The sequence below is a fragment of the Cycloclasticus zancles 78-ME genome (genome assembly GCF_000442595.1).
GTDB classification, from domain to species: domain Bacteria; phylum Pseudomonadota; class Gammaproteobacteria; order Methylococcales; family Cycloclasticaceae; genus Cycloclasticus; species Cycloclasticus pugetii.
Genome location: NC_021917.1, coordinates 978,434 through 991,044 on the forward strand (window position 1 = coordinate 978,434; position 12,611 = coordinate 991,044).

Here is a 12,611-nt window from a genome sequence, read left to right on the forward strand (position 1 = left end):
AAAGCCCTAATGGCTGGTGAGGGCTCATTAGGGCTTAAAAATTTGGTGGTGGGACGGGACGCGGGTTCAGTTCCCGTTATCTCAACCGATGAAGTCCATTAGGCACCATAGCTAACGATAAAAGAATTATAGCTAGGGCCTGAGTGCCAGAGCAGCTGATGCGCTGGGTGTGGGCTGGTGGGCGAAAGCTAAACGGCCTCCGCAAACGGAGGAGTGCTGAATCAATAAGTTATCGGTTACAAGCTTAAAAACCAGTCAGGCTCGACGGTCACTTTTTCAACAAGCTCTGTTTTGACTCCAAGTGAAAGCTCTTTCAGTTTGTCAGCTAGCTGGTCTCCATCGACCAAATCAATAGGAGCCGCGCCATCTCTGTTTGCTTCTTCAATGGCAGCTTTAGTAAAGCTGCCTGTCGTAATGAACATGCCCCGGTCTGCTCGACCAACTGTAGCGCCTCTAAAATCTCGTATTTCTGGGGCGCCTACAGAGCCTTTGTATTTCTTGCATTGGAAGGCAATATGGAAACTCATTAGCCCATTTATGCGGGCGATGCCTTTTCCATCAATGCCACCATCACCCGTCCTGCCAGTCACTTCCACATGAACAAAGCCAGATTCACGTAATAGTCTCTGCGTTAATCGCTCGAAAGCATCGGGACTCATTTCCTCAATCAAAACATGATGCAACTTCTCTCGCCAGGCAAGTGCTTCTTCAGGAGAGTCGTCAACTGACGAAGAAGGGTCGCTGGGGTCTACAATTTTGTCATTAGTCTTCTTATCCATTGAACGGACAAAGTTAACGATCTCTCGGCTATCAATTTCCGGGGCGTGCTTGGCCTTATCAGTTAACGCCCACACGCCACGAGAAGAGTTTTCCAGATAGCCTGCTTTTTTAAGGTAGGTTCTGGCCCAAGCTAATCGGTAGCCGATCTCTGTTTGGCTGCTTTTTTCGGGGTTGTGCAGAACTGCTAGTGTTTCTTCATCAAACTTTTCAAGCTCGACAACTTCTTCGTATATCTCGTCGATGCTGCCTGAGCCCCCAAGGTTTACTAATGCCTTTAATAGCGGCAGCATAAGTTGATCGAATGTGACCATTATTTTTTCTCCTGGAAACTCTTTTGTAAAAGAACAAGTAGGCGTTCTCTGATTGAAATAGCTGACTCACCTAAATTAACAGTACAAAACCATATTGGGTGACCTTGAATTGTTACCATCTCAGCGACTTCTTTATCTACTGTCGGGTGAAGTAACATGCCAATGCTTTCAAGTGATTTGGGGGCCGAAGTGTCTTCCTGACTTCTAAGGTAAGTATACATTTGGTAGATATAACCACTGCGAAGAGTCTCTTCTCTATGCCAACCTTTGGTGGTCACTGAATTGAATTTTGTGTCGATTACCAAACGCTTGTCTGATGAACGATTATCAATAATGATGTCTGTTTTCATGCTGGGAAGAATTTCATCGATCCCTGAACTTTTATCTGATATCTGCCAATCAAACTGTTTTCCAGCCAATACTCGCCACTCTCTTTTATCTAGTGCTACGGCATAAAAACCCGCTACAGCTTTTTCAAATAATTTTCTAAGCCACTCTTTTTGAGTATCAGGAGCTGTTAGATGAAATTGACCGTCAAACTCTGTGGGTAAAGCAAGTGAAAAAGCCAAATCGGCTGCAGCAACCATCTTCTGATCGCTAATGTCATGGCGACCAAATCTTTCCGACTTTCCGCTGTAATTTATTGGCTTTGCCTTGCTCACACCTAGACGTTCTAAACTCAGCATTAAGGCTCGGCATTTATGCGCAAGAGTTGTTTTAATATTCAGCTTTGATATACGTTCTAATGCAGATCTAACATAGCGATTGCGCGGAGTATCTACCGTTAACTCATCAAAACGACAGCATACCTTTCCTTTTTCAAGTAGCCTTTGCCGCTCGGTGGTTAGGGTATCTATGCGTCCACGAACTCGACTGATTACAGCAACTTTCGGTTCATACCCATAGCTTAAATTTCGCATCATGCGCTCTTCAACTTGATGGCAGAGAATCTCGGCAACCAAATCGGCTATGTCTTCTGGGTTGTCTTCTACGTCGACTTTATTGGTGCCTAGGTGGCGATAAAGATCTGAAGCATAGAGCATCAACAACCACAGGTTACGAACAGGAATCTTTCCTAATCGTCTCGACGAAGTGGTTTGGCTTTGTGCTTCAATAACGGCAGACACTAGATGCCTTCAACCAAAGCGTCTTTGGATTTGATAGCGCGTTCTATATCGTCAAACCAGTATTCTTCAAGAAGCGGCCCAATTTCAGTTTCTACGACACCTTGAAACCATGCTGCAGCATCTTCAATCTTTGTATTTAACGGTGGTGTTACATAACTGTGGCCGATTTTAAACTGAGGACCCAAGTTACGATCTTTTGAGATCTCGTTATTTAGTGAGACTATGCGCTGCTCAATTAACTGCAAAAAATCGTTATCAATACCAGCCTTACTATGAACCCAGTTGCGCCATGCCTCACCGAGCGCTGGCTTAAGATCAAAAAATGCGAATCGGCGACGTAGCGCAAGGTCAACAAGTGCTAATGAACGGTCGGCAATATTCATAGTGCCGATAACATAAAGGTTAGCGGGAATATGGATTCTTTCGCCTTCAGCTCGACGATAACTAAGCTCTAAAGCTTCGCTTGGCGTACGCTTGTCAGCCTCTAATAATGTGAGCATTTCGCCAAAAATCTGAGCAGGGTTTCCTCTGTTAATTTCTTCGATAACGACAACGTGTTTGATGCTCGCATCTTTTTTGGCTTCATTAATCATTTCCAGAAATGGGCCATCAACGAGAGTTAGTTTTCCTTCGCCTGATGGTCTCCAACCACGCACAAAATCTTCATATGATAGATTGGGGTGAAACTGAACAGCACGCAGGGAGTTTTCGTCCTTTTGGCCCATTAACGCATATGCAAGTTTCTTTGCAAGCCATGTCTTACCAGTTCCCGGAGGGCCTTGGAGAATAAGGTTTTTCTTATGTCTAAGCTGAGTAATTATTTTTGCAATGCTTTCTCTTTCAAGAAAACAACCATCGGCAATGATGTCGTCAATTGTATAAGGTTCAATAGGCGCAGTCTGAACAGCAACTTCGTCTTCTTCTGCCGATAGCTCCTCGTCATCAAGGTCAGTAGCATTCGGATGAGCGGATGTGTCGGTATCCTTAAATAGCCAGGCCGAGAGCGACAGTTCTGGAAAAGAGTGTACGGGGTAGGCGTCCTCTTGAAATCGTGTTTCTAGATCATCAATCAGGCCGAAGTAATCTCTTGAGCTACAGCGACCTTTTTCACCATTCTTGCCTATTTCTAAACCCAGCTTTTTAGTGATGTATATCTGTGATTGGCCATCAAGTGTCAGATACTTCCATGGTCTAATCCAATACAGCCCCATTGAGAGGTTCCAGCCGGTTCCCCAGCATTTAGTCGCAGTTTCATAAGCGTCGTAAAGTGCCTCTGCGGTATCAGTTTCTGAGTTATTAGCGTGTTCTATGGCGGCCTCAAAAAGGTTCCATAATGTATCAATGTCATGTTCACCCCGTCGGTATTTGTATCCAAAAAACCAAGAGCGCTGATTATTAACAACAGGGATACCTTCAAAGGAATTAGGAACAGGCGTTTCAACTTTCAAAAAAGCAGCAAGCTCGCTTGCGATGGCTATTCGGTTAGCATCGGTAATGCCCCGGTTAAACAGGCCGAAGACGGTAAACGGGCAAATATCACTTAGCAACTCTTTTGTGCCTTCCTTAGGCTGATCTTGAAGGACAGAAATGCTTTCAATTTTGTTCGGTAAATCGTGGATGGCTGCCATTAAAGAAGCACGATCATCCTTGTAAGTTAATAGCTTGTCGGCAAAATCTTCGTAAAATTGGGTCCATTTAAAACGCTGTTTATCGACAGGGGTATCACCAAAGCGCTCCTTCCAATAGGGAGAATTGCGAAAACGATCTATATCCTGGGGCTTACTATTGAAAGTGAAGTCAATAAGCCCCTCTGTCATCCAATCATCGGGAGAAACGCGCCAAATAGTGCTGCGATTGGTATAGAAATACCATTCATTAACAGGCTCAAAGCGTGGTTGCCATTCAACATCGACAAACCGGCCATCGCCATGATTACGGGTAATCACACCAATAGCTTTGATCCCCATTACTGAAACAGTCTGGCCTTTAGTATCAAAAGGGAGCTCTCGCTTTCTTGTATATGACGATTTAATGGCAATCTTGTCGCCCGGCTGCATACTGCGGACTACATCGAGATATTTATCTTCATAGCCATTTTGCCAAACGCCATCGTTGAGAAAACGCTCCGTTTGGTCTTCACTACCTTTGCCGTAGGATGCACCCACAAACCAGAATGAATTAGATTTATTTGTTGTCATCTATAAAAGCACCCTTTATTTCGTCCATGAGTTTGACAATGACTCTGCTTGCTTTAACACAAGCTCTACTGCTTCAGCGGCTTTGTCAGGTGGATATTTGTAACGCTGTAAAGTGCGGCGCACGAGTATTTTTAATTTAGCTCGAACACTGTCACGAACTTGCCAATCAACCGTGGTCGATTTCCTGAGTTTGTCAGTAATTTCGACGGCAATCTTTTTAAGGATCTCATCGCCAAGTTCACGTACTGCGCTTTCATTGTTGGCTAGGGCATCATAAAACGCGATTTCATCTGGGTTTAGCCCCAGTTCAGCCTCGCGCATCATTTCTTCCTGAAACTCTTTGGCCATTTGAATAAGTTCTTCAATGACCTGAGCTGTTTCAATTGCGCGGTTATTGTACTTTCTAAGCGTTTCTTGCAAGCGGTCTGCGTATTTTTTCTCTTGCACAACGTTATTACGTGTTTTCGCTTTAATGTCATCCTTGAGTAGTTTTTCAAGTAACTCAACGGCGAGGTTGCGCTCCGGCATCTGTCGCACGTCTTCTAAAAACTCATCCGATAGCAAACCAATATTGGGCTTGTCCAAGCCACAAAGTGCGAACACGTCAGCAACGCCTTCGGCGATCACTGCGTTATCTAGGATCTGTTTCAGTGCCGAGTTCTTTTCTTCCTGAGTGCGCTTTCTATCTACGCTGGTAAATTTGCTGATGGCGGCCTTAATGGCTGAGTAAAAGGCGATTTCTTTCCTTAACTCTTTAGCCTCATCCAAAGTACTGCATAGTGAGTATGATTTTGTTGCCGCCAACACTAAGTCTAAGAAACGCTTTTTGCCATCCTCTAATCCGAGCACATAGTTAGCGGCAGGCACCAAGAGTTTGTGCGCTTGTGATTCATAACCCGATATGTCCAAACCATCGGATTTTGGTGTTTTCCCAAACATGCCACGGATAGCATCAATTTTTTCTAAAAGAATGGAAAACGCTTCTTCTGCATTGAGTGTTGGCTCGCCTTTACCTTTAGAGTCTGTATAGGTTTTTAATGCTTGCTTAAGTTCATTGGCTATACCGATATAATCAACGACTAGACCGCCTGGCTTGTTTTTAAACACGCGGTTAACCCGGGCAATCGCCTGCATCAGGTTATGCCCCTTCATCGGCTTATCTACGTACATGGTATGACAACAAGGCGCATCGAAACCGGTTAGCCACATATCCCTAACAATGACGAGCTTCAGTGGGTCGTTGAGATCCTTAAAGCGCTTTTCTAAGCGTTTTTTGGTTTTTTTGTTATAGATATGGGGTTGCAAAAGTGGCTTGTCCGAAGCTGACCCTGTCATCACAATCTTAATCGCCCCTTTTTCAGGATCATCCGAATGCCATTCTGGGCGCAGTGCAATAATCTCATTGTAGAGATGCGCACAGATATCACGGCTCATAGCCACTATCATGGCTTTACCATCCATAGTGGCATTGCGTGTCTCAAAGTGCTCGATCAAGTCAGCCGCAACTTGGCTTAATCTAGGCGTCGCACCAACTAGCTTTTCAAGACGGCTCCATTCCCCCTTGGTTTTCTCGCGGTTGCTTACATCCTCTTCGTCTTCCACCACTTCATCAACCTGATCGGACAACTCAGCGATTTCAGCATGGTTCAAATCAAGCTTTGCCAAGCGCGATTCATAATAAATAGGCACGGTTGCACCGTCATCTACTGCATCTTGAATGTCGTAGATAGACACATAACCACCAAATACAGCGCGAGTGTCTTTATCTTCTTGAGAAATCGGCGTGCCGGTAAAACCAATAAAAGAAGCCGACGGTAGCGCATCGCGCATATGCTTGGCGTAACCAAACTTATATTGGCCATCGGCACTTAAGGTGGCTTTCAGGCCATATTGGCTGCGGTGTGCTTCGTCTGAGATAACAACTATATTGTGACGATCATTGAGAATTGGATGATGCTTCTCGTCGTCAAGCAGGGCAAACTTTTGCACTGTGGTAAAAATGATGCCGCCGGATTCTCTTTCAGCTAATAACTGTCTTAACGCATCTCGGTCAGATGCTTGAACAGGCGTTTGCTTCAAGAGCTCTACCGCGTTACAGAAGGTGGCATAGAGCTGTCCATCAAGATCATTGCGGTCGGTAACAACAATCAGCGTTGGGTTATTCATGGCCTTTTGCTGAAGCAACATTCCGGCATAGCAACACATTGAAATACTTTTGCCGCTGCCTTGAGTGTGCCAAACAACACCGGCTTTTTTACTACCAGGTACTACCTCATCGGCATAGGTTGCCCGCTTCTCTGTTACGCCATCAATTTGCTGCGCCGCAATGACCGTGGCCTTTACCGCTTCACGCACGGCATGAAACTGATGATAACCGGCAATCTTTTTAATGATTTGCTCGCCGTCTGTTTCAAACAATACAAAAAATCGTATGTAATCCAGCAGTAACTCACGATCAAAAAAACCACGAACCATGGTTTCTAGCTGCCACTCCAGTAGCGGTTTATCGTTTTCACTTTTAATAGTGCGCCAAGGCATAAAACGCTCTTGGTTAGCAGTTAGAGAGCCTACCCGAGCTGTGTAACCATCACTGACGACTAACGCCTCATTGAAGATGAAAAGGTCTGAGACTTCATCTTTATAGGTTTGCAGCTGATTAAAGGCATCCCAAATATCGGCATTTTCATCGCTCGGGCTTTTCAGCTCAAGCACAGCAATCGGTAAGCCGTTGATAAAACAAATGACATCAGGCCGACGTGGCTGTTTAGTGCCAGTAATCGTGAACTGATTGACGACTGAAAAGGTGTTGTTGTTTAGGTTATCGAAATCAATGATAAAAGCATGGTCTGAAACTGTCTCTCCATCCGTTGAAGACTCTCCATCATCTTTTTTGTATTCAACCGGCACACCTTCCAATAACAACCGATGAAATGCGCGGTTATTAGTGATCAAATCCAAGCTTTCAGGCTTTAAAACAATCGCCTTAAACTGATCGAAGCAATGTTCAATCTGTTGCTCTGGAATATGGGTATTTATTCGCTCAAAAGCTGTACGCAACTGACCATTTAACACAACTTGGCTAAAGTCGTCTCTCTGAGGGTATGGACTATCTGGTGCGATATCTGCACCGTTAAAAACTTCCCATCCTCCTTGTTCAAACCATGCGAGGCAGTTCTCTTCTAACGTTTGTTCATTAATCATCGCCACCTCCTGTTCGATACTCAGACAATGCAGTTTTATATTTTGGAACATTCATTTGATACAATATATCCGGTGCTTGATATTTATCTCCATAAATTTCTATTTCACCAAACTCTTCAACTAAGTACTCGTTAAAATCCTCATTTTCTGAAAAATTTATCTCTGGTACAAAGTTCTTTTTATGTTCAATAAGGTTGAGAAAAAATACTATAAGTGCATCAGTCTGGCTTGCCACAAACTCTGCATAAAGCATATGTAATGGTTTTTGATCACTTGAGCGACCATGTGCTAATGGGCAATATTCGTTTCTAAGTGTTCCTATTGACGAAATTGCGTTTTCAAGTGACAGAGTGAAGCTATTAATAAGTTTTATGAATGCTTCTTTTGTTTTTTGATCTTCACCATATTCATTGCCAATTCCAATTGCTGCTCCTGCCTTCTTGGCAAGCTTGCCAACTGAGATATTTGCTTCTATATCAATTGAGTTTTCCGACAAAATAGACTTACAAAGACTTTCAACTAGCGCTTTGCATTGCCCTATAACGAGACCTGATTCATTGTCTTTGAAACCAGCATTAATAGCCGTTATGGTACGTGTCAGTTTGTATCTATCTGGGCTTTCTCTGATAAGCGATTCAGAGTTGCGCATTATTCCACTATCCATTATCACTCCTTATCTTTTAATTCCATTTCTCCCGAAAGCAGTCTCGGAAGTAAAGAATCACGAAGTGATGAAAGGGATTGAGAGCTTTCAATATTATTCTTGTATGCATCATATAAACCATTCAATACCCCCTGAAAAACCAAATTAATTTCAGTGCTGGCCTTCAAGAATGGAATACTATTCATGTTTTTTTGGTTCAACTTCAACTGAACTGCACCGGTAACATAAGAGGCTATATTTGTTCCTTTTATGAAAACCATCAAGTGCTCCGTTGATACTCCATTATTACCCTGTAGAACATGAGCATGGTTATTAACCCAAGACTTACCCCAGATATATTGAACAAATGGTGTGCCATCATCTTTAACTACTGAACCATCTTCGCCTAAAAGCAAATATGTATCGTCAAAAATCCACTCATTCACATAGTCCATTACGGATGTTGCACCGTAGTATGGAATGGTTCCAGGCTGCTTTTCCTCTCGTTTTCTTTTTGAAAGTGGAACCCTTTTGGAATCAAAACAGGCAGAAATATCACCAAACGTACAATAACTCCACCCCTCCGGTATCTCTCCAAGCTCAGAGTCTTGCATTGCAGCAGGAAACAGGGCGGCGGTTTGGGCGAGTTTGTTAAATGCCTCCGAATTGCTGGCTTTTAAACCGTGCAGCTCATCAAGTGTTTTGGCAGAAATAACTCCCATGGCAGCCAGTTCTGCATCGTCAGCGCTACCACCCGCAGCCAAGGCTTCAATCTTAGCTTTGACCGGATCAAAATCGACAAACCAGCTTTTGAAAATGGCTTGCGCGATTTGCTCTAAGGTTTGGTTAGTTTGGGTGTTGCTTTGAATTTTTTTGTCAAGCGACGAAAGAATATCTCCAATTTCATTTTGCTTATCTAACGGAGGAAGACGAAATTCGATACCTTTAAGTGACGTTAAAGGTTGCCCTATCCCTGGAGTACCTACTTGTGAAGCGTTTTTTAAAAGCTCGTGCCGCCCAATTCTGCTCTTAAAAAAATAGTACAAAAATACAGGATTGACCTTATTCATATCACAAGTCAATTTCATCAAACTTGATGATAAAACGTAACGTTTATCTTCTAAAATGATACCGACCTCGCCGATTGAACCTCTATGAGGAAACACTAGGTCATTCTTATAAACATTACTTGACCCAAGAGAGTCTGCCTTCTCTTTTGTTATATAGACAAAATCCCCCTTGAAAGTTGGACCACCAGTAATATTTGTTCCGCGTATGACCGGTATCCCTTTATCAACGTAGCAATCACTTTTCATTCGTGAACCAAAAGGCCCAATGGCAATAGAACCTTTTTCATCAGCCTTAATATCGTCAACGGTAACTATCGGCCAATTAGAACTCATAACCAATCCCCGCAAGATTATCCTTAATCGCTTTTTCTAGTCGGTCAGACTCTTCAAACTGAGATTTTAATTGCGCGGTTAATCGCTGCATTTTTTCTGGGAATGGCTCGCTATCCTCCTCTGCATCGGCCGCACCCACAAAGCGCCCTGGTGTTAATACATAATCATGCTTTTTCAGGTCTTCCAGCTTGGCGCTGAAGCAGAAGCCTTTTTCGTCTTCATAGCCAGTGCCAGATTGCCAAGCGTGGAAAACATCGGCAATTTTTGCAATGTCATCGTTGGTAAAATCGCGCAGCACGCGGTCTTTCATAAAACCGAGATTACGCGCATCAATAAACAGGGTTTCACCACGGCGATCACGTTTGCCTTTCTGTGTTGGCGACGTGCCGCCTTTTTTGTTTTTGGTTAAAAACCAAATACAGGCGGGAATTTGTGTATTGGTGAATAGCTGCCCTGGCAAAGCCACCATACATTCGACTAAATCGGCCTCGATAAGTGCTTTGCGGATCTCACCTTCGTTATTGGTATTGGAACTCATAGAACCATTAGCGAGTAAAAGACCCATTGAGCCGTTATCGTTAAGGTGGTGCAGCATGTGCTGTATCCAACCATAGTTGGCATTACCTTGCGGCGGTGTGCCGTGTTTCCAGCGAATATCGCCCTCCAGTTTGGCGTGCCACCAATCTTTGATATTAAACGGCGGGTTGGCCATCACAAAGTCAGCACGCAGGTCGGGGTGTTGATCATCTAAGAAGGTATCGGCGTTCTTTTTACCAAAGTTAAAATCGATACCGCGAATGGCCATATTCATGGCAGCCAACTTCCAGGTAGTCGGGTTGCTTTCTTGGCCATAAACAGAAATATGTTTGCGCTGATCTGCTGCGTTGTAATGTTTATCAGCGGCATGAGCTTCGATAAACTTGTCGTTACTCACAAAGAAGCCACCGGCACCCATTGCCGGGTCATAGACTCGGCCTTGATACGGCTGGAGCATTTCAACGATCAGTGTAACGATGCTTTTTGGAGTATAATACTGGCCGCCTTGTTTGCCTTCTGCTAAGGCGAATTGACCAAGGAAGTACTCGTATACATGGCCCAAAATATCTTTGCTGTGTAGATCGAGCTTTTCGCCGTTGTACTCAGGGTTACGGAAGCTGGTATCAGAGAAGCGGTTGATTAACTCAGTAAGGTTGTGATTATCTACCTCATAACGGCTGATGCGAGGCAGAACCCCTTTTAGCTTGGGGTTGGCTAGCTTGTCATCAATCTTGTAGGTTTCGATGGATTCTAGGGCGTTGTCTATCAGCTTTGAGATAGAGGTGAGTTTGAATTTATCACCGCTTTCGAGTTCAATTTCAGTGCCGATTGGAAGCGCAGCAGAGCTTTTTAAAAACTCCCAACGCGCTTGCTTAGGTACCCAGAACACATTTTTTTCTTGGTAGTATTCGTGTAATTCAAGCTCCGCGTTGACTGCCTCGTTATACTCTTCGTCAGACTCATAATCTTCGCGAGGCATGTAGTAGATATTGTCGTCCCCGTTGGGAAAAGGGACATCTTGCGTAAAAAGGTGCCTAAGCTCTTCCTGGCGCTCTTCAAATGCGTCTGATACATATTTTAGGAATATAAGGCCCAGTACAACGTGCTTATAGTTTGCTGCATCTAAGTTGTTGCGAAGACGATCGGCTGAGGCCCAAAGCTTTACATCAAGCTCCTTTAAAAACTGCTGTTCTGCATTGTTCATATTCTGTTTTTCCTCTTACCGCTTACCGTTATAAAAACGGTGGCTGGTGTGTAGTAAAAATTAAAAAAATGTTCAAAATGATTGTTGATAACTTTGTCTGTCATTGGTTTGTTTACCTCAGTCATCAGGTTTATAGCCCGGTGCTAGACTCAAGTTATCGACCCCGTATAGGGTGGGCGTGTTCTTTAACCAAAGGTGGTATTCCGGCCCCGCAAGCGTATGCTCTTTTGAGCAGTCTACGTTCCATTTCCTTAATACATACCCGGCAAGTGCCGCTCTTACGCTAAGATTCAATAAGCCGGTATTCATGACATATTCGGTTTCAATTGTTTCGGGGTGTTTGAGCTTAGGGTGCGGCACAATGTGCAAATCAACTATGCGGTTCCATTGATTATCGGCTGCCTTGGTTTGCTCTTCTGGAATCTCTTCGCTTAGCAGCTGAGGTGCTTCAATGCGATTAACAACAAAGTCAGCAAAACGGCTTCGCGCTCGATCGTAACCTCTCACATGCCAACGCAGCCCATTGTCGATTAATGCAAAAGGCACGATCTCTCTTTCACTTAAGCCGCTGGAAAGAGAGCGGTACTGGATCTTTAAAACCTGGCTGTTGTGAATGGCACGAGTAATAAAAGCGAGTGTTTGAATATTTGGATAGTTCAGTTGTGTTGGTGCTTCGCAGGTAACGATTGGCTTTTGTGTTCCGACGAAGTCATCACCAAAACCATGTAGTAGAGCCGCTAATGTTTGGCTGCCTGAATACTCAAAAAGTGGCGAAAAGCCATCACGCTGAATATAGGTTTTGGCTTTGGTGTCATATTCAATGTTTTTAGGGGCGAGATCTTTATAGAGGGAAAGGTCTCTTGAGGCGGCTGCTTCCTTGATGCCAAAACGTGATACCAGATCAGTGCGGTTAACCGAACCCAGAAAGTAGAGCTTGAAGTCTATATGGAATAGACGCTCCCTTTGGGCTTGGCTTATAGTCGCCAGCTGATCCTGTGTGTTTTGTTCGTTGGGCATTCGGTTCCCTGTATTTTCTAATAGCGCGTTGTCGTTATTCGCTTTTATCAAGTTAAACGGCGCTTAAGTTTTATCGTCTCGCTCTTGTTTGCTGCTAGGGCTCGAGTCGTTATTTGCCAGCATAAGGTTGCTAACAACTCCTGCGGGCTAGGTACAACTATTTAGTATGATGTAGTTTTAAATGATAATT

General features: G+C 43.9%; 9 protein-coding genes. 1 reads left to right on the top strand and 8 read right to left on the bottom strand.

Annotated elements, in window-relative coordinates:
* The first annotated feature begins 143 nt into the window (after positions 1 to 143).
* Positions 144 to 248, top strand: a complete 105-nt coding sequence (locus CYCME_RS13300; protein ID WP_420480300.1) for a glycoside hydrolase family protein — start codon at positions 144 to 146, stop codon at positions 246 to 248.
* Here CYCME_RS13300 and CYCME_RS04820 read toward each other — a convergent pair.
* The 8 genes from CYCME_RS04820 to CYCME_RS04855 form a co-directional block, all read right to left on the bottom strand.
* Positions 237 to 1,091 carry a restriction endonuclease gene (locus CYCME_RS04820; RefSeq protein ID WP_020932287.1) on the bottom strand — a complete coding sequence of 285 codons (855 nt, stop codon included), beginning with the start codon at positions 1,089 to 1,091 and terminating at the stop codon, positions 237 to 239. The genes CYCME_RS13300 and CYCME_RS04820 overlap by 12 nt on opposite strands.
* On the bottom strand, positions 1,091 to 2,218 hold the full coding sequence (gene mcrC / locus CYCME_RS04825) for a 5-methylcytosine-specific restriction endonuclease system specificity protein McrC (RefSeq protein WP_020932288.1): 1,128 nt from the start codon (positions 2,216 to 2,218) through the stop codon (positions 1,091 to 1,093). The genes CYCME_RS04820 and mcrC overlap by 1 nt, the downstream gene beginning before the upstream one ends.
* Positions 2,218 to 4,416 carry an McrB family protein gene (locus CYCME_RS04830; protein ID WP_020932289.1) on the bottom strand — a complete coding sequence of 733 codons (2,199 nt, stop codon included), beginning with the start codon at positions 4,414 to 4,416 and terminating at the stop codon, positions 2,218 to 2,220. The genes mcrC and CYCME_RS04830 overlap by 1 nt, the downstream gene beginning before the upstream one ends.
* A 15-nt stretch (positions 4,417 to 4,431) precedes the next feature.
* The gene (locus CYCME_RS04835) at positions 4,432 to 7,617 is read right to left on the bottom strand and encodes a type I restriction endonuclease subunit R (RefSeq protein ID WP_020932290.1); all 3,186 of its coding nucleotides are present in this window, start codon (positions 7,615 to 7,617) and stop codon (positions 4,432 to 4,434) included.
* Positions 7,610 to 8,281 (bottom strand): abortive infection family protein, encoded by a 672-nt coding sequence (locus CYCME_RS04840; RefSeq protein ID WP_020932291.1) that lies wholly within the window; start codon positions 8,279 to 8,281, stop codon positions 7,610 to 7,612. The genes CYCME_RS04835 and CYCME_RS04840 overlap by 8 nt, the downstream gene beginning before the upstream one ends.
* Positions 8,282 to 8,283: 2 nt before the next feature.
* The gene (locus CYCME_RS04845) at positions 8,284 to 9,663 is read right to left on the bottom strand and encodes a restriction endonuclease subunit S (RefSeq protein WP_020932292.1); all 1,380 of its coding nucleotides are present in this window, start codon (positions 9,661 to 9,663) and stop codon (positions 8,284 to 8,286) included.
* Positions 9,653 to 11,404: a type I restriction-modification system subunit M gene (locus tag CYCME_RS04850; protein ID WP_020932293.1), complete on the bottom strand. Its 1,752-nt coding sequence runs from the start codon at positions 11,402 to 11,404 to the stop codon at positions 9,653 to 9,655. The genes CYCME_RS04845 and CYCME_RS04850 overlap by 11 nt, the downstream gene beginning before the upstream one ends.
* A gap of 117 nt (positions 11,405 to 11,521) precedes the next feature.
* Complete coding sequence (locus tag CYCME_RS04855) at positions 11,522 to 12,421, bottom strand: WYL domain-containing protein (RefSeq protein ID WP_020932294.1); 900 nt, start codon at positions 12,419 to 12,421, stop codon at positions 11,522 to 11,524.
* Positions 12,422 to 12,611: the final 190 nt, after the last annotated feature.